This window comes from Streptomyces sp. BK208, assembly GCF_004364245.1.
Taxonomy (GTDB): Bacteria; Actinomycetota; Actinomycetes; order Streptomycetales; family Streptomycetaceae; genus Streptomyces.
Map to the genome: position 1 here is coordinate 94,856 of NZ_SOAV01000019.1, position 24,340 is coordinate 119,195.

At 71.1% G+C, this 24,340-nt stretch carries 23 protein-coding genes; 16 read left to right on the forward strand and 7 right to left on the reverse strand.

The genetic code is table 11. From position 1 onward, the window contains the following. Window positions 1-79: 79 nt before the first annotated feature. The 6 genes from EV562_RS33985 (at window position 80) to pstB (ending at window position 6,204) form a co-directional block, all read left to right on the forward strand. The gene (locus EV562_RS33985) at window positions 80-1,252 is read left to right on the forward strand and encodes a CHAD domain-containing protein (protein WP_133890740.1); all 1,173 of its coding nucleotides are present in this window, start codon (window positions 80-82) and stop codon (window positions 1,250-1,252) included. A gap of 40 nt (window positions 1,253-1,292) precedes the next feature. Then, on the forward strand, window positions 1,293-1,739 hold the full coding sequence (locus EV562_RS33990) for an NUDIX hydrolase (RefSeq protein WP_133890715.1): 447 nt from the start codon (window positions 1,293-1,295) through the stop codon (window positions 1,737-1,739). Window positions 1,740-2,050: 311 nt separating this feature from the next. Then, a complete protein-coding gene (pstS, locus tag EV562_RS33995; protein WP_208298482.1) occupies window positions 2,051-3,184 on the forward strand; it encodes a phosphate ABC transporter substrate-binding protein PstS in 1,134 nt (377 codons plus the stop codon). 124 nt (window positions 3,185-3,308) lie between these two features. Continuing rightward, window positions 3,309-4,319: a phosphate ABC transporter permease subunit PstC gene (gene pstC / locus EV562_RS34000; RefSeq protein WP_133890716.1), complete on the forward strand. Its 1,011-nt coding sequence runs from the start codon at window positions 3,309-3,311 to the stop codon at window positions 4,317-4,319. Beyond that, window positions 4,316-5,374, forward strand: coding sequence for a phosphate ABC transporter permease PstA (gene pstA / locus EV562_RS34005; protein WP_133890717.1), 1,059 nt, complete (start codon window positions 4,316-4,318; stop codon window positions 5,372-5,374). The genes pstC and pstA overlap by 4 nt, the downstream gene beginning before the upstream one ends. A 53-nt stretch (window positions 5,375-5,427) precedes the next feature. After that, on the forward strand, window positions 5,428-6,204 hold the full coding sequence (gene pstB / locus EV562_RS34010) for a phosphate ABC transporter ATP-binding protein PstB (RefSeq protein ID WP_133890718.1): 777 nt from the start codon (window positions 5,428-5,430) through the stop codon (window positions 6,202-6,204). Between the two features lie 122 nt (window positions 6,205-6,326). Here the strand turns inward: pstB and pitH are convergent, their stop codons facing one another. Together pitH and EV562_RS34020 are read right to left on the reverse strand one after the other, a co-directional pair. Further along, window positions 6,327-7,325: a low-affinity phosphate transporter PitH gene (gene pitH, locus EV562_RS34015; RefSeq protein ID WP_133890719.1), complete on the reverse strand. Its 999-nt coding sequence runs from the start codon at window positions 7,323-7,325 to the stop codon at window positions 6,327-6,329. A gap of 7 nt (window positions 7,326-7,332) precedes the next feature. Next, window positions 7,333-7,953: a DUF47 family protein gene (locus EV562_RS34020; RefSeq protein WP_007451048.1), complete on the reverse strand. Its 621-nt coding sequence runs from the start codon at window positions 7,951-7,953 to the stop codon at window positions 7,333-7,335. A gap of 341 nt (window positions 7,954-8,294) precedes the next feature. Between EV562_RS34020 and EV562_RS34025 the strand changes: the two genes are divergently transcribed. Then, complete coding sequence (locus EV562_RS34025; RefSeq protein ID WP_133890720.1) at window positions 8,295-8,684, forward strand: metal-sensitive transcriptional regulator; 390 nt, start codon at window positions 8,295-8,297, stop codon at window positions 8,682-8,684. On the opposite strand, the gene EV562_RS35250 is transcribed toward EV562_RS34025, so the two are convergent. Next, entirely contained in the window at window positions 8,670-8,834 is a 165-nt protein-coding gene (locus EV562_RS35250; RefSeq protein WP_166662134.1) for a hypothetical protein, read from the reverse strand. The two genes, EV562_RS34025 and EV562_RS35250, sit on opposite strands and share 15 nt — an antisense overlap. Before the next feature lie 77 nt (window positions 8,835-8,911). Beyond that, window positions 8,912-9,790, reverse strand: coding sequence for a hypothetical protein (locus EV562_RS34030; protein ID WP_133890742.1), 879 nt, complete (start codon window positions 9,788-9,790; stop codon window positions 8,912-8,914). Window positions 9,791-10,369: 579 nt separating this feature from the next. Between EV562_RS34030 and EV562_RS34035 the strand changes: the two genes are divergently transcribed. Further along, on the forward strand, window positions 10,370-11,983 hold the full coding sequence (locus tag EV562_RS34035) for an FAD-binding oxidoreductase (RefSeq protein ID WP_133890721.1): 1,614 nt from the start codon (window positions 10,370-10,372) through the stop codon (window positions 11,981-11,983). A 105-nt stretch (window positions 11,984-12,088) separates the two neighbouring features. Here the strand turns inward: EV562_RS34035 and EV562_RS34040 are convergent, their stop codons facing one another. Together EV562_RS34040 and EV562_RS34045 are read right to left on the reverse strand one after the other, a co-directional pair. Further along, the gene (locus EV562_RS34040) at window positions 12,089-12,808 is read right to left on the reverse strand and encodes a phosphatase PAP2 family protein (RefSeq protein WP_133890722.1); all 720 of its coding nucleotides are present in this window, start codon (window positions 12,806-12,808) and stop codon (window positions 12,089-12,091) included. Between the two features lie 206 nt (window positions 12,809-13,014). Continuing rightward, on the reverse strand, window positions 13,015-14,034 hold the full coding sequence (locus EV562_RS34045) for a bifunctional lytic transglycosylase/C40 family peptidase (RefSeq protein WP_133890723.1): 1,020 nt from the start codon (window positions 14,032-14,034) through the stop codon (window positions 13,015-13,017). A 382-nt stretch (window positions 14,035-14,416) separates the two neighbouring features. On the opposite strand from EV562_RS34045, the gene EV562_RS34050 reads away from it, so the two are divergent. The 6 genes from EV562_RS34050 to EV562_RS34075 all read left to right on the forward strand — a co-directional run bounded on the left by EV562_RS34050 (window position 14,417) and on the right by EV562_RS34075 (window position 21,574). After that, window positions 14,417-14,725 (forward strand): hypothetical protein, encoded by a 309-nt coding sequence (locus EV562_RS34050; RefSeq protein ID WP_019526682.1) that lies wholly within the window; start codon window positions 14,417-14,419, stop codon window positions 14,723-14,725. A 166-nt stretch (window positions 14,726-14,891) separates the two neighbouring features. After that, window positions 14,892-15,692, forward strand: coding sequence for a hypothetical protein (locus tag EV562_RS34055; protein ID WP_133890724.1), 801 nt, complete (start codon window positions 14,892-14,894; stop codon window positions 15,690-15,692). After that, on the forward strand, window positions 15,682-17,022 hold the full coding sequence (locus EV562_RS34060) for a hypothetical protein (protein ID WP_166662136.1): 1,341 nt from the start codon (window positions 15,682-15,684) through the stop codon (window positions 17,020-17,022). Before EV562_RS34055 ends, EV562_RS34060 begins: the two co-directional genes overlap by 11 nt. Then, a complete protein-coding gene (locus EV562_RS34065; protein WP_166662137.1) occupies window positions 17,019-18,578 on the forward strand; it encodes an SCO6880 family protein in 1,560 nt (519 codons plus the stop codon). The genes EV562_RS34060 and EV562_RS34065 overlap by 4 nt, the downstream gene beginning before the upstream one ends. 12 nt (window positions 18,579-18,590) lie before the next feature. Continuing rightward, entirely contained in the window at window positions 18,591-20,003 is a 1,413-nt protein-coding gene (locus EV562_RS34070; protein ID WP_133890726.1) for an ATP-binding protein, read from the forward strand. A gap of 26 nt (window positions 20,004-20,029) precedes the next feature. After that, on the forward strand, window positions 20,030-21,574 hold the full coding sequence (locus tag EV562_RS34075; protein ID WP_133890727.1) for a type IV secretory system conjugative DNA transfer family protein: 1,545 nt from the start codon (window positions 20,030-20,032) through the stop codon (window positions 21,572-21,574). Window positions 21,575-21,591: 17 nt separating this feature from the next. On the opposite strand, the gene EV562_RS34080 is transcribed toward EV562_RS34075, so the two are convergent. Beyond that, window positions 21,592-22,152, reverse strand: a complete 561-nt coding sequence (locus EV562_RS34080) for a GNAT family N-acetyltransferase (protein ID WP_208298483.1) — start codon at window positions 22,150-22,152, stop codon at window positions 21,592-21,594. Between the two features lie 95 nt (window positions 22,153-22,247). Here EV562_RS34080 and EV562_RS34085 point away from each other — a divergent pair, with 95 nt between their 5' ends. Both EV562_RS34085 and EV562_RS34090 read left to right on the forward strand, forming a co-directional pair. Further along, window positions 22,248-23,537 (forward strand): histidine kinase, encoded by a 1,290-nt coding sequence (locus tag EV562_RS34085; protein WP_133890728.1) that lies wholly within the window; start codon window positions 22,248-22,250, stop codon window positions 23,535-23,537. Then, window positions 23,534-24,202: a response regulator transcription factor gene (locus tag EV562_RS34090; RefSeq protein WP_133890729.1), complete on the forward strand. Its 669-nt coding sequence runs from the start codon at window positions 23,534-23,536 to the stop codon at window positions 24,200-24,202. Before EV562_RS34085 ends, EV562_RS34090 begins: the two co-directional genes overlap by 4 nt. Window positions 24,203-24,340: the final 138 nt, after the last annotated feature.

A 24,340-nucleotide genomic window follows, 5' to 3' on the forward strand; every position in this document is an offset into this window, starting at 1 on the left:
AGGCGCAGGCACACGCACGGGGGCGGGCACGAACTCGGTCCTCCACGCGCCCGCGGACACCAACGCCCTCGCGGACTACCTGCGTGCCCAGGCCACGGAGTTCCTGCGCGCACTGCGCAGGCACCGCGAGTCGGGCCCGGGGACGGCGGGCACGGGTGCGGGTACGGCCACGGGTGCGGGTACGGCCACGGGTCTGGACGGCACGTCCGGCCGGGGCCCGGGCCGGGCGGCTCCGTCCGCGGACGACCTGGACGCGGCCCGTGCCCTGCGCCGCGCGGCCCGCCGCATCAGCGGCACCCTGCACACCTTCCAGCCCTTGCTGGACGCCGACTGGGCGGAGGAGATGCGCCCCGAGCTGGCCTGGCTGTCCGGCACCCTGGCGCTGGAGCACGCGTACGCGTCCCGTCTGGAACGGCTGCTCCAGGCCCTCCACCGGCTGTCCGGCTCGGCGGCGTTCCCCGCCCCGCGCCCGGTCGGCCGGGCCACCGCCGCCGTGCCGGCCGGGACGCCCGCCGTGGCCCGCCCGCCGTCCCCGGACCGCGGCAACCTGACGGTGGGCGCGGCCAAGGCGGGCGCGCTGCTCGACCGGCAGCTGACCCTGGCCCGCACCCGGGCGCACTCCACGGCCCTCCAGGCGCTGGGCAGCAGCCGCTTCCACGCGGTGGCGGACAAGGTCGCCCTACTGGCCAGCGAGGTCCCGCTGCGTGTCCCCGGCCGCCCGGGCCGCGGCGGCGCCCCCGCCGCCCCCGCCGCCCCCGTCCATGTCTCCGCCTCCGACTCCGGTGCCGCGTCCCACGACCTGCGCCCGCTCGCCGCCGCGGCCCGGGAACGCCTCGCCGACGCCGTGGCCGCGCTGCCCCTGGTCGCCGCCGGCAGCCCGTACAACGCCCAGGCACTGGTCCACGGCCTCTCCCCTGACCCGGCACCGCACCCCCAGGACGCCCCGTGGCACCAGGTCCGCCTCCTGCTGCGCCTGCACCGCTACGCCCTGGAGGCGCTGGCCGGCGCGGACACCGGGAGCGCCGAGGACGCGGCGGACGTACGCCTCATCGCCGCCGGTGAGGCCCTGGACCGCCACCGCGACGCCGCGGAGGCCGCCGCGGCCGCCGCCCAGGCCGCCCGGACACCGCGCATCGCCCCGGCGACGGCGTACGCGCTCGGCGTGCTCCACGCCGACCAGCGGCATGAGGTGGAGGCGGCGAGGTACGCGTTCCAGCACAGCTGGCGCAAGGAACCGATCAGGCTGCCGTAGGAACCGCCGCAGGACGGCAGGAACAGGAGGCGTGCGCGCCGTGAGCCCCGCAGACGACGACACCACGGTCCGCGCGGCCGGCTGCGTCCTGTGGCGCCGCGCGCCCGCGCCCCCGGCTGCGCCCCCGGGCCTGGAACTGTGCCTCGTGCACCGCCCGAAGTACGACGACTGGTCGCACCCGAAGGGCAAGCTCAAGCCCGGCGAGGACCCGCTGGCGGGCGCCCTGCGCGAGGTCGCGGAGGAGACCGGGTACGCCGCCGCGCCGGGCACCGAGCTGCCCACCGCGCGTTACGAGGCGAACGGCCGCCCCAAGGAGGTCCGCTACTGGGCCGCGGCAGCGGGCGCCGGTGCCTTCACCCCCTCCGACGAGGTCGACCGCATCCTGTGGCTGCCCCCGGACGCGGCTCGCGCCCGCCTCACCGAGCCCCGGGACCGGGACCTCGTCGACGCGCTGCTGGCGACACGCCCCCTCGGAACCAGCCACTGACCCTGAACCGGCCACCGGCCACCGGCCACCGGCCACCGGGTAGTGAGCGCCAGCCGCCGGGCACCGGCCACCGACTACCAGGCACCGGCCACCGCCCCCACCCCCGCAGCGCGCCGCTCCGTGCCGCACCCCGGAACCCGTCCGTGCCCTCGACGTAAGCGTTCCGTGACCTCACCGCACCGTCCTCAGGGGTTCACCCCGCGTTCATTTATGCCCTTCGGCGCCTTCATCTGATCTGCCTAATTTCGGCCTTACCACTCCTCGCACGCCGCCGAATTCAGGACGGCGGCTCCTGGAAGGAACTCCCTCAAGTGAAGCTTCAGCGCATGAACCGGCGGGCCCTCGCTCTCGGTGCTCTCGCCGTCTCCGGCGCCCTGGCCCTCACGGCGTGCGGCTCCGACGACACCGGCGGCAACAGCAACGGCAGCGACGCCGGCACCGCCGCCGCTGCCAACAGCAACATCAAGTGCGACGACGCCAAGGGCCAGCTCCAGGCGTCCGGCTCCTCCGCCCAGAAGAACGCCATCGACGCCTGGGTCAAGCAGTACGTCGCCGCCTGCAAGAGCGTGCAGATCAACTACAACCCGACCGGTTCCGGCGCGGGCATCACCGCCTTCACCCAGGGCCAGACCGCGTTCGCCGGTTCGGACTCCGCGCTGAAGCCGGACGAGGTCGAGGCCTCGAAGAAGGTCTGCAAGGACGGCCAGGCCATCAACCTGCCGATGGTCGGCGGCCCGATCGCGGTCGGCTTCAACGTCCCCGGCGTCGACACCCTCGTCCTGGACGCCCCGACGATGGCCAAGATCTTCGACAGCAAGATCACCAACTGGAACGACGAAGCGATCAAGAAGCTCAACCCGGACGCCCAGCTTCCCGACCTGAAGATCCAGGCCTTCCACCGCTCGGACGAGTCCGGCACCACGGACAACTTCACCAAGTACCTGAAGAACGCCGCGCCCGACGACTGGAAGTACGAGGGCGGCAAGTCCTGGGAGGCCAAGGGCGGCCAGTCCGCGCAGGGCTCCTCCGGTCTGGCCGGACAGGTGAAGCAGACGTCCGGCGCCATCTCGTACTTCGAGCTGTCCTACGCCAAGGACGGCATCAAGACCGTCGACGTCAAGACCGCGGCCGCCGAGCCGGTCAAGGCCACCGTCGAGAACGCCACCGCGGCCATCGGCGCGGCCAAGGTCGTCGGCACCGGCAAGGACCTCGCCCTGGAGCTGGACTACACCCCGGACGCCGCGGGCGCCTACCCGCTCGTCCTGGTGACGTACGAGATCGCCTGCGACAAGGGCAACAAGGCGGACACCCTGCCCGCCACCAAGTCCTTCCTGAACTACATGGCCTCGGAGGACGGCCAGGGCCTGCTGGCGGACGCCGGTTACGCCCCGATGCCCACCGAGATCATCACCAAGGTCCGCGAGACCATCTCGGGCCTGAGCTGACCCGAGTGCGGTCCGGTCCTCCCGGGGACCGGGCCGCACCGTCCGGTGCACCGCCGCCAGGGGCCCCCGACCGGGGCTCCGCCCGAGCCGCCGACCCCGACGGCTCCGCAGACCGGAGAACCCGATGGACATGACAACGGACACCCAGAAGCCAGCCCCTTCCCGCACACCCCAGCAGCCCGCCTCCGCCTCCCCGGCCGCCGCCCGCGGCGTCACCCGCCCCGGCGACCGGATCTTCGTCGGGCTCTCCCGCGGGTCGGGCATCCTCGTGCTGGTCATCATGGCCGCCATCGCGGCCTTCCTCACCTATCGCGCCGTCCTCGCCATCAGCGACGACGAGGCGAACTTCTTCACCAGCTTCGAATGGAACCCGACCGGCAGCCCGCCGCAGTTCGGCATAGCGGTCCTGGCCTACGGCACCGTCGTGTCGTCGGTCATCGCCATGGCCATCGCCGTCCCGGTCTCGGTCGGCATCGCGCTGTTCATCACGCACTACGCGCCGCGCAGGCTGGGCGGCCTGATCGGCTACGTGATCGACCTGCTCGCCGCCGTGCCCTCGATCGTCTACGGCCTGTGGGGCGCCCTCGTCCTCGTGCCCCACCTGGACGGGCTCTACGGCTGGCTGGACGAGTACCTCGGCTGGACCGGGATCCTCGAGTGGAACGGCGGCGCCGGCCGCTCGCTGTTCACCGTGGGCATCCTCCTCGCGATCATGATCCTGCCGATCATCACCAACGTCAGCCGCGAGGTCTTCCGGCAGGTTCCGCGCATGCACGAGGAGGCCGCCCTGGCCCTCGGCGCCACGCGCTGGGAGGTCATCCGGATGTCGGTGCTCCCCTTCGGCCGCTCCGGGGTCATCTCCGCCTCGATGCTCGGCCTCGGGCGCGCGCTCGGCGAGACGATGGCCGTGGCCATGGTGCTCTCCCCGACCTTCGACATCACCCCCAGCCTGCTCGACCCGGGGGGCGGCACCTTCGCCCAGAACATCGCCAGCAAGTTCAACGAGGCCACCCAGATGGGCCGTGACGCGCTGATCGCCTCCGGCCTCGTCCTGTTCGTCATCACGCTGCTGGTCAACGGCGGCGCCCGCATGATCATCGCGCGTCGCAAGGAGTACTCGGGGGCCAACGCATGAGCAACGCAACCCTGACCCCCGGGAACCGCAGCTCGCTGCGCGCCGCCACCCTGCCCAAGTGGTTCCCCTGGGCCGTCGCGGCCGGTTCGGTCCTCCTCGGCCTCGGCATCAGCGCCGCCGCCGGACTGGACAGCAGCATCCAGTGGGCCCTCATCGCCGCGGTCCTCTTCGTCGCCGGCTCGTACGGCATCTCGGCGCGTGTCGAGGGCGGCCGGCAGGCCAAGGACCGGGTCGCGACCAGCATGGTCTGGGTCGCCTTCCTGCTGGCCCTGATCCCGCTGCTCTCCCTCATCTGGGAGACCCTCGAGCAGGGCGTGAAGGTCCTCGACGGCTACTTCCTGACCCACTCGATGGGCGTGGTCGGCGACGCCGAGCCCGGCGGCGGCATCTACCACGCCATCCTCGGCACCCTGGAGCAGGTCGGCCTCGCCACGCTGATCTCCGTCCCGATCGGTGTGCTCACCGCGATCTACCTGGTCGAGTACGGACGCGGCCGGCTCGCCAAGGCGGTCACCTTCTTCGTGGACGTCATGACGGGCATCCCGTCGATCGTCGCGGGTCTGTTCGTGCTCAGCCTCTGGGTGCTGATCCTGGACATGGGCCCGTCCGGCGTGGCCGGCTCGTTCGCCCTGTGCATCCTGATGATCCCGGTGGTCGTCCGCTCCACCGAGGAGATGCTCAAGCTCGTCCCGAACGAGCTGCGCGAGGCCTCCCTCGCCCTGGGCGTGCCGAAGTGGCGCACGATCATCAAGGTCGTCCTGCCGACCTCGATCGGCGGCATCGTCACCGGCGTCATGCTGGCCGTCGCCCGCATCACCGGCGAGACGGCCCCCGTGCTGCTGCTGGTGTGGGGCACCGACTTCATCAACGCGAACCCCTTCAAGGACCCGCAGGAGTCGCTGCCGATGTACATCTACCTCCAGTACGGCGCGGGCTCCGACGCCTCGCACGACCGTGCCTGGGCGGCGGCCCTGACGCTCATCGCGTTCATCATGATCCTCAACCTCGCGGCCCGCGGCATCGCCCGCTGGAAGGCACCGAAGACGGGTCGCTGACGCGACCGACGGCACACAGTCAGCGACCTGACCCGAAAGAAGCAGTGATTGCCATGGCCAAGCGCATAGATGTCAGCGGCCTCAACGCCTACTACGGCTCCTTCCTGGCCATCGAGGACATCTCGATGACCGTCGAGCCCCGCTCCGTGACGGCCTTCATCGGCCCCTCCGGCTGCGGCAAGTCCACCTTCCTGCGCACGCTCAACCGCATGCACGAGGTCACCCCCGGCGGCCGCGTCGACGGCAAGGTGATGCTGGACGACGAGAACCTCTACGGCACCGGCATCGACCCGGTGGCCGTGCGCCGCGAGGTCGGCATGGTCTTCCAGCGCCCGAACCCGTTCCCGACGATGTCGGTCTACGACAACGTCGCGGCGGGCCTGCGCCTGAACGGCAAGTACAAGAAGTCCGAGCTGGACGGCGTCGTCGAGAAGTCCCTGCGGGGCGCCAACCTCTGGAACGAGGTCAAGGACCGCCTGAACAAGCCCGGCTCCGGCCTCTCCGGCGGCCAGCAGCAGCGCCTGTGCATCGCGCGGGCCATCGCGGTCGAGCCGAACGTCCTGCTGATGGACGAGCCCTGCTCCGCCCTCGACCCGATCTCCACGCTGGCGATCGAGGACCTGATCGGGGAGCTGAAGGAGCGCTTCACGATCGTCATCGTGACGCACAACATGCAGCAGGCGGCGCGCGTCTCGGACCGTACCGCGTTCTTCAACCTGGCGGCGGTGGGCCAGCCCGGCAAGCTGATCGAGATCGACGAGACGGAGCGCATCTTCTCCAACCCGTCGGTCCAGGCGACGGAGGACTACATCTCCGGCCGCTTCGGCTAGGAGTCTCCCGGTCCCCTCTCGATCCCCTCGCGGTGCTGCATGGCGGTGCCACCGCGAGGAGCACAAGGGCCCGCCCCCGGAAATCCGGGGGCGGGCCCTTCCACCTGCGGCGCGGGCACGCGCTAGAGGACGGCCAGGTCCACGATCCAGAACGACACCGCGGCCACCACGGCGGCCGCCGGCATGGTGATGAACCACCCCATGATGATGTTCTTCGCGACCCCCCACCGCACGGCGTTGACCCGCTTCGTCGCCCCCACGCCCATGATCGCCGAGGTGATCACGTGCGTCGTCGAGATCGGCGCGTGGAAGATGAACGCCGAGCCGAACATGATCGACGCCCCCGTCGTCTCCGCGGCGAACCCCTGCGGGGGATCCAGTTCGATGATCTTCCGTCCCAGCGTCCGCATGATCCGCCAGCCACCGGCGTACGTCCCCGCGGACAGCATCAGCGCACAGGCCAGCTTCACCCACACCGGGATGGGGTCGCCGTAGTCCTCGACGTCGGCGATGACCAGGGCCATCACCACGATGCCCATCGTCTTCTGCGCGTCCTGCAGACCGTGGCCGAGCGCCATGCCCGCCGCCGACACCGTCTGCGCGATGCGGAACCCGCGCTTGGCCTTGTGCGGATTGGCCCGGCGGAAGATCCACATGATCGCGGTCATCACCAGGTAACCGGCGACCAGGCCGATCACCGGCGACACGAACATGGGAACGACGATCTTGTCGACGACCCCGTGCCAGTACACGGTCGTACTCCCGGCCAGGGCCGCGCCCACCATGCCGCCGAACAGCGCGTGCGACGAGGACGAGGGCAGCCCGAAGTACCAGGTGATCAAGTTCCATACGATGGCGCCCACGAGCGCCGCGAAGAGGATCCCCATCCCCTTCGAACCCTCGGGGGTCTGGATCACCCCCTCACTGACGGTCTTGGCGACCCCGGATCCCATGAACGCGCCGGCCAGGTTCATGACCGCTGCCATGGCGAGCGCCGCGCGGGGCGTCAGCGCCCGCGTCGACACGGAGGTGGCGATCGCGTTGGCCGAATCGTGGAATCCGTTGGTGTACGTGAAGAAGAGCGCGACCCCGATGGTCACGACCAGAGCAAAGGTGTCCATGAACGGCTCAGGACTCCTTGACGGCGATGGTCTCCACCGTGTTCGCCACGTGCTCGAACGCGTCGGCCGCTTCCTCCAGCACGTCCACGATCTGCTTCAGCTTCAGCACCTCGATGGCCTCGTACGAGCCGTTGAAGAGGTGGGCGAGCAGCTTGCGGTGGACCTGGTCGGCCTGGTTCTCCAGCCGGTTGACCTCGATCCAGTACTCGGTGAGGTTGTCCATCGTCCGCAGGTTCGGCATGGCCTCGGCGGTCAGCTCGGCGGCCCGCGCCAGCACCTCGATCTGCTGGTCGACGCCCTTCGGCAGTTCCTCGACGTTGTAGAGGACGACCAGGTCGACGGCCTCCTCCATGAAGTCCATGATGTCGTCGAGGGACGAGGCGAGGTTGTAGATGTCCTCGCGGTCGAAGGGCGTGATGAACGAGGAGTTCAGCTGGTGGAAGATCGCGTGCGTGGCGTCGTCACCCGCGTGTTCGGCGGCCCGCATACGCTCTGCGATCTCGGCCCGGGCGGATGCGTCCGCCCCGAGCAGTTCCATCAGGAGCTTGGAGCCCGTGACGATGTTGTCCGCGGAGGCGGCGAACATGTCGTAGAAGCTCGTCTCCCTGGGGGTCAGACGAAAGCGCACGTGGGGTCCTCGGGGTGCATCGGTTTCGGTCAGGCTGATGCTAGGCGCATCATCCGGCCACTGCTAACGGGCCGTCCCCCAGTGTCGCCCATCAGGCAGAGTGATGAGCAGGGGGGCGACGTCGGCCGCTCCGGCAAGGGCCCCCTACCCGGGAAAGTTCGTTACCATATACCCACCAGGGGTATATGTCCGCAATCCCCCTGAAAGCCCTTGAACCCCCGGAAGACGCGGAAGACCCGGATCCGGCCGACCCTCCCGGATCCTCCCGAAGCCTCCAGATCCGCTCGATCCGCCCGACCCACCCGATCCCCACCGACTCCCCAGCTCTCCAGGAGGACGCGATGACGACCACCGAGGCCGGCGCGGGTGCGCCCTCCCCCGCCGTGGACCAGGCGGTGAACCAGGTCGAGACGGACGGCACGGACGTCGTGACCGACCACGACCGCGGGGTGCACGGGTACCACCAGCAGAAGAACGAGCACCTCAAGCGGCTGCGCCGCATCGAGGGCCAGATCCGCGGCCTGCAGCGGATGGTCGACGAGGACGTCTACTGCATCGACATACTCACCCAGGTCTCCGCCTCCACCAAGGCCCTGCAGTCCTTCGCGCTGCAGCTGCTCGAGGAGCACCTGCGCCACTGCGTCGCCGACGCGGCCCTCAAGGGCGGCGCCGAGATCGACGCCAAGGTGGAGGAGGCGACGAAGGCCATCGGCCGGCTACTGCGCACGTGAGCGCTCCTCGGCCACGCGCAGCACCTCGTCGATGCTCTCCAGGCTGAGCCGCTCCCGGGCGGCCGACGCCGCGATGATCAGCTCGCCGCACAGCTCGATCTCGGCGAGGGCCACGTGGTCCTGAACCGCCGTACCGCCGACCGAAGCCACACGCGTCACCTCGTCTCTGCCGTCACCGACTTCCTAGAGTAGGGAGCGGCATACTCCCCGCGCATGGCACGGAAGGGCTAGTTCTTGCCGTGCGGCCCCGCGGCGATCTTGCCGGCGTAGATGTCCCGCTCCTCGGGAAGCCGTACGCGGACGGCGGTGCCGAAGTCGTAGAGCAGCGTCGTCGAGGCGACGTCCACGATGCCGGTGCCGTCCCCCTGCCCGTTGGCGAAGCTGAAGCGGTGCCGGACCTTCCGGACACGGCCCTCGTCGTCGAGGTAGGCGTCGAACGGCACCCGCGCGGTGGCGAACCCCTCGGCCGCCGCGGCCAGCGCCTTCCTGTTGCCCTCCGAGGCGCCGCGCGCCGCCCGCGCGAGATCGGCGGTGCCCCGGTAGTGCCGCACGGGGGTCCCGGCCAGCTCGGTGCGCTCCACGAACGTCGCCGTCCGCGTCCCGCGCAGCACCTCGGCGGCGGCGAACGGATCCGTCGCCCCGCCGGTCACCAGGTTCCCGTCGGACAGCGAGTCGGTCTCCACCCGCACCCACTTGTCGTCGGGGACGCCTGCTCCCCGGTTCTTCATGAACAGGGCTCCCGGGGCGAGCAGTTCGGTGATCGGCCGATGCCCGCTCGACCCCGCCGGGTCCTGGGGCAGCCGCACCTTCAACTGCCCGAGCCGCTGCTCGAAGTCGTACACGCCCTCGCCCCGGATGGTCACCCGGGTCCCACCGCTGGCCATCTGCATCGCGGTACGCGTCCTGGCGCTCCCGGCGGCCACCAGCCGGTCGGCGGCCCGGTGCAGCACGTCGACCGGATCACCGCCCCCGGCGCCCTGGGCGGACGCCGCCTCCCCGTAACCGGAACACCCGGCGGCGGTCAGGCAGACGCAGACCACACCGCCGGCGAGCGCGAGCCCCCCGCCCGCGCGCCGACTCCGCAGCTCCCTCTCCCGCCCGACCATCGCCACCTGCCATCCCCAGCCGTCGCGCCCGTTCCGAGTCCCGTGCCGTCCCGCTTAACGAGGGGCAGGCGACCCCGGTAACGTTGTGGGCGTGGCGCAGCAGGACGGTCTCGAAGCCCCCGGGGACACCTCGGAACACCTCACGACAACGGTCGAACAGGGCCCCTTCTGCCTGGCCCGCTGCACCTGCGGCTGGCGGGGCCCGGCCAGAAGAGCCAGAAGCCAGGCCCGCACAGACGCCCACACCCACACCACCACGGCGTAGCCGCGAACAGCCGCCGGTAGCTGCGGCAGTCGCGCTGCCGTAGCTGCGGGCAGTCGCGCTGCCGTAGCTGCGGGCAGTCGTGCCGCTGGGGCGGCACGGGTGGGCGCAGCGGCACCCCGCAACGCCGGGCAGCGCACCCACCCCCGCCCGCACCCACACCGGGCCACCCGGCACCCACGCCCGCACCCACGCCGGGCTCCCACCCCCGCCGCCGTACACCTGTACCCGCCGTACCCCCCACACCCCGCCCCCGGGAACCCCACCCCCCGCACCCCCGTCTGACTCCACGACCCCCCACGGGACGCGGAGGCGACATGCACCGGCGCACATTCCTGTCCACCACCACAGCCGCCGCCCTGACGGCAGCCACGACCGCCTGCACGGGCAAGGACCAACCCCCCGGCACCGACCCCAAAGGCACCACGCCCAGAAGCACGGCGACCACGACGACCACGGCAACGACGGCGACCACGACGACGGCCACCAAGACCCAGCTCGGCAGAGGCGGCGCCCCCACCCCCGCCACCTGGGCCGCCCTCGCCAAGTCCCTGGACGGCCCCCTGGTCCGCCCCGGCGACCCCACCTGGAAAACGGCCCGCCAGCTCTACAACACCCGCTTCGACGGCCTCAAACCCACCGCCGTCGCCTACGCCGCCCACCCCGACGACATCCGCACCGCCCTCTCCTACGCCCGCGCCCACCACGTCCCCGTGGCGATCCGCAACGGCGGCCACTCCTACGCCGGATGGTCCTCCGGCGACGGCCGGCTGATCATCGACGTGTCGAAACTGGCCCGCGTCCGCGCCTCCGCCGGCGAGGCGGTCGTCGGCGCCGGCGCCAAGCTGATCGACGTCTACCGCGCCCTCGCGGCGAAGGGCGTGACCGTCCCGGCCGGCTCCTGCCCCACCGTCGGCATCTCCGGCCTCACCCTCGGCGGCGGCCACGGCGTCGTCTCCCGCGCCTACGGCCTGACCTGCGACAGCCTCACCCGGGCCACGCTGATCACGGCGGACGGCAAGGAGATCACCGCCGACGCGACGGGCGACCACAAGGACCTCTTCTGGGCCCTGCGCGGCGCGGGCAACGCCAACTTCGGCGTCGTCACCGAGTTCCACTTCCGCACCCACCCCGCCCCCCGGGCCGTGTCGGCGTACCTGACCTGGCCCTGGCGCAAGGCCGCCGCGGTCCTCCGCGCCTGGCAGGAGTGGGGCCCGGACCAGCCCGACGAGATCTGGTCCTCCCTCCACCTGGCCGCCGCCCCCGGCCACACCGCCTCCGTGTCGGTCGCCGCCTTCTCCCTCGGCACCTACGGTGAACTCCAGAACGCCGTCGACCGCCTCGCCGACCGCATCGGCGCACCGGCGAGCAGCGTCTCCCTCAAGCGCCGTACGTACGCGGAGTCGATGGAGATGTACGCGGGCTGCTCGTCCTTCTCGACGGACGCCCGCTGCCACCTCCCGGGCGCCACCCCAGGCCACTCGCCGCAGGGTTCACTCGGCCGCGAGACGTACGCCGCCCGCTCGGACTTCTTCGACCGCTCGATCCCGGCGGCCGGCGTCAAGGCCCTGCTCTCGCACCTCACTCAGGTGCGCGGCGGCGCCGGCAGCGTCGCGTTCACGGCGCTCGGCGGAGCGGTGAACCGCGTCTCCCCCACGGCCACCGCGTTCGTGCACCGGCGCTCGCGGATGCTGGCCCAGTACCTCGCCTCGTGGGGGCCGGGCACGAACGGCAAGGCGGCCCAGTCCTGGCTGGATTCCACCTACGGCGCGATGCGCCCGTACGCCTCGGGCGCCGCCTACCAGAACTACACGGACCCGCGTCTGACGGACTGGCGGAAGGCCTACTACAAGGACGCGGCCCCGCGTCTGGCGCGTCTGAAGCACCAGTACGACCCGGACCGCGTCTTCACCTACCCGCAGGCGCTGTAGGAGCCGGAGGCCTCCTAGGGGGTGTCGTTCGGATCAGGCCGGCTCCGGGCGACGGCGCCCTGTTGCCGGACCCCGCGACCCACGGCAAGATCCAAACGACACCCCCTAGGCCGCGAGGTCCCGCTCCCCGGCGGCCTCGGCACTCTCCTCGCGGCTGCGCGCCCCCGGGATCACGGCGCCGCGCCCCGCGACGCCGTCCCGTCCTCGCGCGCTGACCAGCCACCCCACCCGGGGCGAGCGCTCGACGGCCCGGGTCAGCGGCGTCAGCAGGGCCATGGCGATCGGCGACAGCAGCAGCGCGACCGCCGTACCGAGGGCGAACCCGCCCACGACGTCGGTCGGGTAGTGCACGCCCATGTAGACCCGGGCGAAGCCGCCGAACAGCGCCAGCACGATCGCGGCGATCCCGAACTTCCGGTTGGCGACGAACAGTCCGACGGCGAGCGCCATGCAGAGGGTGGCGTGGTCACTCACGAAGGAGAAGTCGTTCTTCCCCTCCACGAGCACTTCGAGCCCTTCGTGGGACTTGAAGGGCCGGGGCCGCTCGACGAAGCCCCGTATCGGCACGTTGACCAGGACCGCGACTCCGGCGGCCAGCGGCGCCCACAGCAGCGCGGCCACGTTCGAGGCGGCGTCCTCACCGCCTCGCCGCCGCACACCCCACCAGCACCCCAGCACCAGCAGCACGATCGCGAACAGCAGTCCGTACTCACCGACGAACTCCATGACCCGGTCGAACCAGTGCGGTGCGTCCTTGGCCAGGCCGTTGATGTCGTAGAGCAGCTCGACGTCGGGGTTCGACCCGGATTCGGCGAGTCCAGCCATGGTGCTGCGGCCCCTTCGTCATGTCCTCCGACGCACCCAGCGCGCGCCTCTTCTGCCACCCCCGTGGTCAGCTACACGTCAACAGGAACGCACGGTCCCCATTGATACGTTCCACACTCCACTGAATGATCACGCAGACGTTATCGAAGAGAGACACGTCGCCGCAGCTCAGGGCAGGGTTTCACGCTGTGTCCAAACCCTCCCATTCACACCGTGGTGGGCAGCGCTTTCGCGCCATCCTCGGTCACCCGGGTGGCCCCGAAGTAGTCGGGCGTGTCGACCGGGTCGAACCGGATCACCGCACCCGTCCGCGGCGCGTCGATCATGTACCCGCCGCCCACGTAGATCCCCACGTGTCTGATGGTCCGTGAGTTGGTGAGGTCGTCCGAGAAGAACACCAGGTCACCGGGGAGCAACTCGTCCCGCGCGGGATGCGCCCCCGCGTTGTACTGGTCGTTGGCGACTCGCGGCAGCTTGATCCCGACACTCTCGTACGCCGCCTTGGTCAGCCCCGAGCAGTCGAACCGCCCTCCCTGGTCGGCCGTCCCGTTCCCGCCCCACAGATAGGGCGTCCCGAGCTTCTTCTGCGCGTAGGCGATGGCCCCGGCGGCCTGCTCGGACGGGTCGACCCGCGTGGTGGGCGCGGCGAAGCTCTTCTCCAGGGTCGTGATCACCTTGACGTAGTTCTGCGTCTCCTTGTACGGCGGCACGCCCTGGTACTTGATCACCGCGTAGGCCCCCGCGTTGTAGGAGGCCAGCATGTTGCGGGTCGGATCGCCGGGCACGTCCTTCACGTACGAGGCGAGGGAGCAGTCGTACGACGCGGCCGACGGGATCGCGTCCGCGGGGTCCCACACGTCGCGGTCCCCGTCCCCGTCCCCGTCGATGCCGTGGGTGGCCCACGTCCCGGGGATGAACTGCGCTATGCCCTGCGCCGCCGCCGCGCTCCGGGCCCTCGGGTTGAACCCGCTCTCCTGGTACAACTGCGCCGCGAGCAGCGCGGGGTTGATGGCGGGACAGAGGTTGCCCCACTTCTGCACGATCGGCTGGTACGCCGCGGGGACGCTCCCCTTGGCGAGCTTCTTCGCCCCGCCGCCCGCTCCGCCGGCCAGGTTCCCGGCGACGAGGTAGACGCCCACGACGAGCAGCATCACGAAGCCCATCCCCGAGGCGACCGCGACGCCGGCACCGACCCACATCTTGCGCATGCCCCAACCATCCCCCATGGGCGTGCCGTTCAGTGACGTTTCCCGGCCATGTCGTCCGCCCGACCCCGTCGTCGTCCGCCATCCCCCGTCAGCCCCCGGGCTCCGCGCCAGGCACTGACACCGAATCAGGGCCTAACGACCGAACCGCCTCGCAGGTTTCGCTTACACATCGTTGCCAGCCATGCCCCGCCGTGATACACAGAGTGACGATACGACCACCAGAAGCCGTCTCGGAGCCGACTGACCAGCCGGCGCCGTGCGGTGGCAAGCTGTTCGCACGAAACCCGCCAGACAATGACGCCAAGGCGACATGCGACGGCCTCATCGTCGGCGACAATGAGGCTTGACCTCTGCATGTCCGCAGAGGGCACGGAACTACCCGACAGGGGCGGTGACTTACATGCTCTTTGCGGCCGACGAGGGAGACATCAACACCATCATCGGGGGGATCGCTCCGGACTGGGGCCCCTTCGGCAGCCTGGGCAACGAGGCCAAGGTGATGATCGAGGTGGTGATGGCCGTAGCCATTCTGCTCTGTCTCGGCATCGCCATCTGGGGCGCCGCCAAGCAGCGCATCGGTGCGACCGCCCTGCGGGACACCTTCAGCGCGGAGCAGGGCAAGGGCCTGATCATCGCGGGGCTGACGGGCGTGTTCATCATCGGCTCACTCGGCACGCTCTTCACCATCGTGTACGGGATGGCCGTGTAGCCCGGCTCCCATCCGTCCGTCCCCCTCCACCCCACACGCCCGTCGTGCCAACCGGCTGAGGTTGCGTTTCCCTGATGTCGAGTCATAACACCGCGCCCGAGCGGGAACCAGCACGGCTACCGTCGTACGTACACGGCCGACCCGACGTCGAGGGGGCGTACGCGGCATGAGTCTCGGAGACGATCACCAGTCGTCCGGCGATTACGGCGGCACCGGCGGGACCCGCGTGCGGCTTCCGGAGGGGGAGGGCGTTCCCCGACGCAGCGGCCGCTCCTCCTCGCGGAGCCTGGTCACCGTGGTCGGCGTCGTCGTCCTGCTCATCGCGGCGATCGCCTTCGCGAACCGTGGAGGAGGCGATTCCGCATCCTCGGAGGGCGGCGACGCGGACAAGCCGAAGACATCGGCGACGGCACCGTCGGGCACCCAGCCGGTACGGGCGGGCTTCGCCCATGACGAGCAGGGGGCCCAGAGCGCGGCGGCGAACTACGCGGTGGCGCTGGGTTCTGACGGCATGTTCGACAAGGCCAGACGGCACGAGATTGTGCAGGCTCTCGCCGACTCCGGGTCGGTCGGCCGTCTCCAGACCGGTTTCGACGCCGACTACTCAGCGACTTTCCTGAGGAAGATCGGTCTCGACGAGAACGGTAAGGCCCCGGCGGGTGTCACCTTCGTTAACCGAACACTGCCGGCTGGCACGAAGGTGACATCTTTCGGCGACAACGTCGCAACCGTAGAGGTGTGGTGCAACGGACTGTTCGGACTCACTGGTGAGAAGACAACCAATCCGGTGACGAACAGCTGGTTCACGGTAACCATGCGACTGAGCTGGGACGGCAGCGACTGGAAAGTCGCGGAGACCAGCCAGAAGAGCGGGCCGACCCCCGTACCGGGGGACAGCCCTGTCTCTGGTTCCGATGAGATGAGCAAGGCGGTCCAGGAGTTCGGAGGCTTCACCTATGCACGGTAGCCAGCACCGCGCGCTCAAACTCGCTGCCTTGGTGGCCACCGCTCAGGCGGCCGCCGTCCTGTTCTCGACTCGCGCCTTCGCCGACCCCAGCCCGACGCCGACGGAAGACGACCCCTGCTCGCTCATCGCGGGCCCCGCCAAGAAGTACTGCGAACGAGGCGAACGCGGCGCCTCCGGTAGTGGGGGGTCCACCCCCGACACGCTCCCCAGCACCCTCGACCCCCTCTCCTCCCTCGCCAAGGGCTGTGCCGACGCCGCCGCCTGGACCGTCGACACGCTCAGCGACGCCGTGAAGAACACCGCCGAAGTCGACTTCACGAACGGCACGTTCCTCAAGCAGTACGCCGTCGTCTTCGCCGCGTCCGCGTTCCTCACCCTGGTCCTGTGGCTGCTGGCGGTGGCCAAGCGCGCCGTGCGCGGCGTCCCGTTCACCACCGCGTTCTCCGAGGCCGTCGGGTTCCTGTGGCTCACCGTCCTGGCCTCGGCGTTCACCCCGCTGATCCTCTACACGGTCGTGTCGGCCACCGACGCCGTCACCGACGTCCTGGCCAAGGGCACCGGCGACCAGACCGACACGTTCTTCGGGACCTTCTCCGACGCGTTGAAGCAGGGCAACGACATCGGCGGCGGCCCGATCATGCTGATCCTGGTGTCGTTCGTGTCGATCGTCGCCGCCGGCGTCCTCTACCTGGAGCTGTACCTGCGCGCCGTCCTGCTCTACGTCGGCGCGCTGCTCGGTGTCGTCGTCTACGCCGGCCTGGTCGACAAGAACCTGTGGGGCCACGTCCGCCGCTGGGCCGGCATCATGATCGCGGTGATCATGGTCAAGCCCGTGATCGTCATCGTGCTGGGTCTCGCGGGCGCGCTGACCACGGAGCACGGGCCCGACTCCGTCGCCGCCATCGTGTCCGGGCTCGCCATCATCCTGCTGGCGATCTTCGCCTCCGCGATGATCTACCGCTTCGTCCCCGGCTTCGGCGACGAGATCGCCAACGGCCGCAACAACCGCATCATGCAGGGCGCCGAGAGCAAGGCCGCCGCCGTGATCAGCTCCCCGGCGAACCTCGTCGCCCAGGGCATCAGGACCCACAGCACCCGCAGCAACGGCGACAGCGGGGGTGGACAGTCCTCGTCCTCCGCCGCGGCCCGCCCCTCGAACCCCGCCTCCGGCGGAGTCGCCGCGCACAGCTCGCGCGCCTCGAACGGCGGCGGCGGAAATGTCCCCTCCGCCGCACCCGCACCGCGCTCCGGCAGCCCGGTGAACACGCCCCACGCAAGCAACACCCGCAACACTCGTAACAGCCAGAGCACAGGAGGTGACGGGCGTTGACGACCGAGTCCCACATGTCCCATACGGTCACGCCCCGCCGTACGTATCTGATCGGCCGCGCCCGGCCGAACGCGATCGTCGGCCGCAACCGCGAGACCGGTGAGATCGCGCTGATCGTCGCGGGCGCGTTCCTCGGCATGATGTGCGGGCTCCTCGTCCCCGTCCTGTCCCTGCGCATCGTGCTGCTCTGCGGCTTCCCGATGCTCGCCCTGGCGGCGGTCTACGTGCCGTACAACCACCGCACGTTCTACCGGTGGTTCGAGATCAACCGCAGCTACAAGCGCACCCTCCGCAGGGGCACCACCTACCGTTCCGGCGTCATCGAGGCCGGCACCCGGATGGACGGCCGGGAGATCGAGGTCGGCCCGCCGCCCGGTATCGGCCGCATCTCCTGGCTGGCCGCGCCCTTCGGGCCGGACGAGATCGCCGTGCTGCTGCACGCCGACCGCAAGACCGTGACGGCCGCCATCGAGATCGAGGGGCCCGGCGTCGGCCTGCGCGACTCCGAGGACCAGGAAGCCCTCGTCGACCGCTTCGGCACCCTGCTCAAGCACGTGGCCAACGGCGACGGCTTCGTCACCCGCATCCAGATGCTCGCCCGCACCCTCCCGGCCGACCCCGACGCACATGCCAAGGACGTCAGCCAGCGCGGCGACGACAAGGCACCGCCGTGGCTGCAGCAGTCGTACGACCAGCTGCAGTCGATGGTGTCCACCAGCAGCGAGCAGCACCGGGCCTATCTGATCGCCTGCATGCACTACAACCGCGAGCTGGCCGCCGAGGCGCACACCATGGCCCGCGCCGCCCGGCCGCACAGCGGACGCAAGCTCGACCGGGACGCCGGACTCGCCGTCGTGATGGCGCGCGAGCTGACCGACATCTGCTCGCGCCTCCAGGAGGCCGACATCCGCGTCCGCCAGCCGCTGGGCCAGGGACGGCTCGCCTCCCTGATCCACGCCATGTACGACCCGGACCACCCGATCGACCACATCCAGGCGATGACCAAGCGCAACGCCTGGCCGGCCGAGCTGGACGCCATGGAGCCCACCTACCTCCAGGCCAAGACCCGCGAGTCCGCCACCCGCGCCCCCTGGTGCCACGCCACCGCCTGGATCAAGGAGTGGCCGATGACCCCGGTGGGCGTCAACTTCCTGGCGCCCCTCCTCGTCCACACCCCGGACGTCATCCGCACCGTCGCCGTCACCATGGACCTCGAACCCACCGAGGTCGCCATCGAGCGCATGCTGACCGAGAAGACGAACGACGACGCCGAGGCGTCCCGGGCCGCCAAGATGAACCGCACCGTGGACCCCCGCGACATCGCCGCCCACGGCCGCCTCGACCAGCGCGGCGAGGACCTGGCCAGCGGCGCGGCCGGCGTCAACCTGGTCGGTTACATCACCGTCTCCTCGCGCACCCCCGAGGCCCTGGCCCGCGACAAGCGGACGATAAGGGCGTCGGCCGGAAAGTCGTACCTGAAACTGGAGTGGTGCGACCGTGAGCACCATCGCGCCTTCGTGAACACTCTTCCGTTCGCCACCGGCATCCGAAGGTAGGGGCTGAGCCTGATGCGGGACCCGCTGACCGTCCTCACCGACGCCTTCACGTCCTTCCTCTTCGGGAAGGTGGAGACGACCCGCCTCCCCGTCCGCACGTCCACCGGCCAGGCCCAGGCCGTCTACCTGCCGACGGCCGCCCCCGGCCTCGGCGACTCCGGCGTGATCATCGGCCGCGAGGTCTACTCCGGCAAGGGCTACATCTACGACCCCTTCCAGCTGTACGGCCAGCAGCTCCCCGCCCCGCACTGGCTGGTGCTCGGGGAGTCCGGCAACGGCAAGTCGGCGCTGGAGAAGACGTACGTCCTGCGCCAGCTCCGCTTCCGGGACCGGCAGGTCGTCGTCCTGGACGCGCAGGGCGAGGACGGCGTCGGCGAGTGGAACCTCATCGCCGAGGAGCTGGGCATAACTCCCATCCGCCTCGACCCGATGGCCGCTCTGGACCACGGCATCCGCCTCAACCCCCTCGACCCGGCGATCACGACGACCGGCCAGCTCGCGCTGCTGAGGACGATCATCGAGGTCGCCATGGGGCACGGCCTGGACGAGCGCTCCGGCTTCGCCCTCAAGGTCGCGCACGCCTACGTCAACGAGACCATCGTCGAACGCCAGCCGGTCCTCACCGACATCGTCGAGCGGCTCCGCCACCCCGAGCCGGAGTCCGCCGAGGCGATGAACGTCGCCATAGACGACGTGCGGGCCTGGGGTCTGGACGTGGCGCTGGTCCTGGACCGGCTGGTCGACGGTGACCTGCGCGGCATGTTCGACGGCCCGACGACCGTCGGCATCGACCTCGACGCGCCGCTGATCGTCTTCGACCTCTCCCACATCGACCGCAACTCCATCGCGATGCCGATCCTCATGGCCATCGTGGGCGTCTGGCTGGAGCACACCTGGATCCGGCCCGACCGCAAGAAGCGCATCTTCCTGGTCGAAGAGGCCTGGCACATCATCAACAGCCCGTTCGTGGCGCAGCTGTTCCAGCGGCTGCTGAAGTTCGGGCGGCGCCTGGGCCTGTCCTTCGTGGCCGTGGTGCACCACCTGTCCGACGTGGTGGACGGGGCGGCCGCCAGAGAGGCCGCGGCCATCCTCAAGATGGCCTCCACGCGCACCATCTACGCCCAGAAGGCCGACGAGGCACGGGCCACCGGACGTGTCCTCGGCCTGCCCCGGTGGGCGGTGGAGATCATCCCCTCGCTCACCCCCGGCATCGCGGTGTGGGACGTCAACGGCAACGTCCAGGTGGTCAAGCACCTGATCACCGAGACCGAACGCCCCCTGGTCTTCACCGACCGCGCGATGACCGAGTCCTCCTCCGACCTGGCCGACGACGCCCTGCGCGCGGCGGAGCTGGAGGCGGAGGAACGGGCGGCGGCGTTCATGGAGCAGCACATCGGCGACTCGTCGGAATCGACGGTGGCGTAGGACGGGAACGGAGAGGCACCGGACGTATGAGACCGGACGACCGCCGCGATCAGCGGCCGGCCCAGGGCGGCATCCCCGACGGCCTGCTGATCGGCATACTGGCCTTCCTCCTCGGCATGACCCTGCTGGTGTGGACCGCGACCGGCCTGTCCGCCCTGTTCGCCCACGGCTCCTGGCCGGCCGGCGTCGGCTTCACCGGCACCCCGCAGGCCATGCGCCACCTGATCGCCGAACCTCACGACCTCCCCGGCGCCTGGCCGGGCACCCCCGCGACGGCGCTCTCCGGTTACGGGCTCTTCTGGGGACTGTTCATCGGCCAGCTGATGGTGCTGGTGGTGCTCGCGGTGTTCGTGATGGGCACGGTGGCGCGGTGGCGCGCGGTACGGCGGCGACGGCGGGAGCAGCCCACGCCGGTGCCGGCACCGTCACCGACCCCCGTGGCCCAGGGGACGCCGGTGCGGGAGGCACCGGTGCACGAGGTGCCGGTGCGGGAAACGCCGGTGCACGAGGTGCCGGTACCGGAAGCACCGGTCCACGAGGTGCCCACCCCCAGGACGCCCCGACAGGACCCGGCTCAGGAAACCGAGCCCCTGACCCCCGTGGCCGACGGCAGGCGGGTGTTGGGTGCATGGGAGACGAGCCGCACCGAAGGCGCGGTGCACTACGGCCCCAGGGAAAGCCGCCACGCGACCGCGACCGGCGCCCTGCGGGACGCGGAGGGAGCCGCCCTCGTCATCACCTCCAACCCCGCGCTCTGGTCGGAGTCCAAGGACGCCCGCGCGAAGCTCGGCCCCACCCACCTCTACGACCCCAACCACCTCTGCGACACCCCCGCCCGCTTCCACTGGTCCCCCACCGCGGGCTGCGAGGACAGGCAGACGGCCACCACCAGGGCCGCCGCCCTCCTCACGCCGGTACGCCCCACCGCCCGCCTCGACCAGGCGGTCGCCGACACCGCCGAACTCCTGCTGCGCAGCTACCTGCACGCCGCCGCCATCGACGGCCGCACCGTCCGCCACGTCCACCGCTGGTCCCAGGGCCTGCAGGTGCAGGACGCCGTCCGGATCCTGCGCACCCACCCCAAGGCCGCCCCCGGTTCCGCGGGCGAACTCGAAGGGTCCCTCACCGCCCACCCCGAACGCCGGGACATGGCCCAGCAGCTGACCGCCCGGGCCCTCGCCGCGCTCTCCACCGTCAACGTCCGCGAGGCGTGCACTCCCAACCGAACTGATGCCCTCGCCCTGGATTCCTTCATCCACGAACAGGGAACGCTTTACGTGGTGGGTGAATCGATCGAGGATCCCCGCACGAGCCCGGGCGCGATGCCGCTGCTGACGGCGCTCGTCTCCAGCGTGGTCGAGCGCGGCCGGCGCATGGCCGAACGGTCATCCTCCGGTCGCCTCGACCCACCAGTGACCCTCGTCCTGGACGACGTAGCGGCCGTGGCCCCGCTCCCCCAGCTCCCCGAGCTGCTGGCCGACGGCACGGACCTGGGCATGCCGACCCTGGCCCTGCTCCGCTCCCGCGAACAGGGCCGCGCCCGCTGGCCGCACGACGAACTGCCCGTCTGACCGGAGCGCGGGGCGGGTCAGCGTCCGATCACGTACTCCAGCTCGTGGTCACCGGGCCCGCCCTCCAGCGGCACCGTCCGCCCGCTCGGCGCGAACCCGGCCTTGCGGTAGGCCGCCTGCGCCCGCCCGTTGTCCGGATGCACGATGAGCCGCACCCGCTCGGCGCCGTTCGCCCACGCCCACTCCAGACCGGCGTCGAACAGCGCCTTCGTCAGCCCGCTCCCCCGCCACTCGGACCGGACGAACACCCCGACGACGTGACCTTGCCGCCGGTCGACCGCAAACCCGGCCCAGTCCGTCGACCCGGCCTCCTCCATCAGCACCGTCAGCGTGCCGAGCCACACTCCGCCGGGTCCCACGGCCACGAACTGCTGCGCCCCCGAGGCCCCCTCGGCGCCCCCGGCCGCCCGCTCCCGCCAGAAGGAGTCGGGGCGCGCCGCGGCATCGTCGTACGTCTCCAGGAACGCGAGGTCCGCGACCGGGTCCAGCAGCGCGCGCAGCCTCAGCTCCTTCACCGCCGGCCACTCGTCGGCGCGTATGGAGCGGATCACGTAGTCACCGGGGACCGAGGCACTCATGGCGGCCACCGTAATACCCCGGTACTACGCCTCTCACCTGATATACGGCCCCCGGAAGGACGCCCGCCCACCCCGGAACCACCGATCATGGCCGGATGGACCACGTGGACCCCGCGCGACCCGTCCTCAGGGACCGAGCGGCCGAGCCCCTCACCCAGTACGTCCAGCGCGTCAACCGCCGGGTCCGCGCCTTCGACCGCCGCCGGCCCCTCGTCTGGGACCTGCACCTCACCGGCTTCTGGGTGCTGGCCGCCCTGGTCGACGCCTCCGGTGGCTGGCGCAACGTCGCCCACGACCCCGGCGTCCCCGTCGGACTGGTCGTCGCCCTGAGCCTCGCCCTCTCCGTACCGCTCCTGTGGCGCCGCAGCCATCCCCGGGCCGCGCTCCTCGCCACGCTGCCCGCGGCGCTGCTGAACGCCTGGTCGGGCGCCGCCCTCCAGGCCGCCCTGCTCCAGCTCCTCCTCGTCCACCACATCGCCCTGCGCCGACCGCTGCGCGGCCTGTGGTGGGCGGTGGCCGTGGTGACCGTGCCGGCCTGCGTCACGGTGGCCCGCTACGGGGACGGCGCGGGCTCCTGGAACCAGCAGCTCGGCTCGCAGCTCCTGTCCGTCGGCGTGGCCGCGCTCATCGGCATCACCGTCCGCGCCCGACGCGACCACACGGAGGTCCTCGAGGACCGTGCCCGCCGCCTGGAAACCGAACGCGACCAGCAGGTCAGGCTCGCCGCCGCGGCGGAACGCGCGCGCATCGCCCGGGAGATGCACGACATCATCGGCCACAACCTCTCCGTCATCACCGGTCTCGCCGACGGCGGCCGGTACGCGGCGGCCAAGTCCCCCGACCGGGCCGCCCAGGCCCTCGACGCCATCGCCACCACCAGCCGCCGGGCCCTGGGCGAACTCCGCCGCCTCCTCGACGTCCTGCGCGACGACGACTCCGACGGCGCCCCCGCGGCGGCCGAACTGACCCCGCAGCCCGCCCTCACCGACCTCGACCGCCTCCTCGACGGCGTCCGCGGCGCCGGCCTGCCCGTCCGTACGACGGTCAGGGGTGAGCCCGCCCTCCCCGAGGGCCGCCAGCTCACCCTCTACCGCGTCATCCAGGAAGCCCTCACCAACACCCTCAAGCACGCCGGCCCCGACGCCACCGCCCACGTCGACCTCTCCTACGGAGCGGGCGGCGCCGTCACCCTCAGCGTCACGGACACGAGCCGGGCGGCCTCTCCTTCCCCGCCCCGGTCCCCGGCGCTCTCCGGCGGCCGCGGCCTGCCCGGAATGCGGGAGCGAACCTCCCTGTACGGGGGGACACTCGAGGCCGGCCCGCGCCCGGCGCCCGAACGGGGCTGGCGGGTCCATCTGCACCTACCGGAGGAAGCCCCGCAGTGACCACCGTCCTCATAGCCGACGACCAGTCCCTCCAGCGCCTCGGCTTCCGGATGCTGCTGGAGAGCCAGGACGACCTGACGGTCGTGGGGGAGGCGGCCGACGGCGCCGAGGCCATCCGGTTGACGGCCGGACTCCGCCCCGAAGTCGTCCTCATGGACGTTCGCATGCCCGGCCTGGACGGCATCGAGGCGACCCGCCGCATCGTCGCGAGCGGCGGCCGCACCCGCGTCCTCATCCTCACGACCTTCGACCTCGACGAGTACGCCTACTCCGGCCTGCGCGCCGGCGCCTCCGGCTTCCTGGTCAAGGACGCCCAGCCGGAGGAGCTCCTGTCCGGCATCCGTGCGGTGGCCTCGGGCGACGCGGTGGTCGCCCCCGGCCTGACCCGCCGCCTGCTCGACGCGTACGTCCACCACCTGCCGGCCGCCGCCACCCCGAACGCCGACTCCGGCACTGCCGATCCACGCCTGAGCGCACTCACGGAACGCGAGACCGGGATCCTGCGGGTCATGGGCCAGGGCTGGACCAACACGGAGATAGCGGAGCGCCTCCACCTGGCCGAGTCGACGGTCAAAACCCACGTCGGCCGCATCCTGGCCAAGACCGGCTCCAGGGACCGCGTCCAGGCGGTCATCCTGGCCTACGAAACGAAGCTGGTCGGCTAGCGGTCGGCTAGGAAATAGGGCGCCGGAAACGGGGGGTGCCCTGAAACGCAGAAAACCCCGCACCGTTCCCGGTGCGGGGTTTTCTCCAATAATTGTTCGGCGGCGTCCTACTCTCCCACAGGGTCCCCCCTGCAGTAC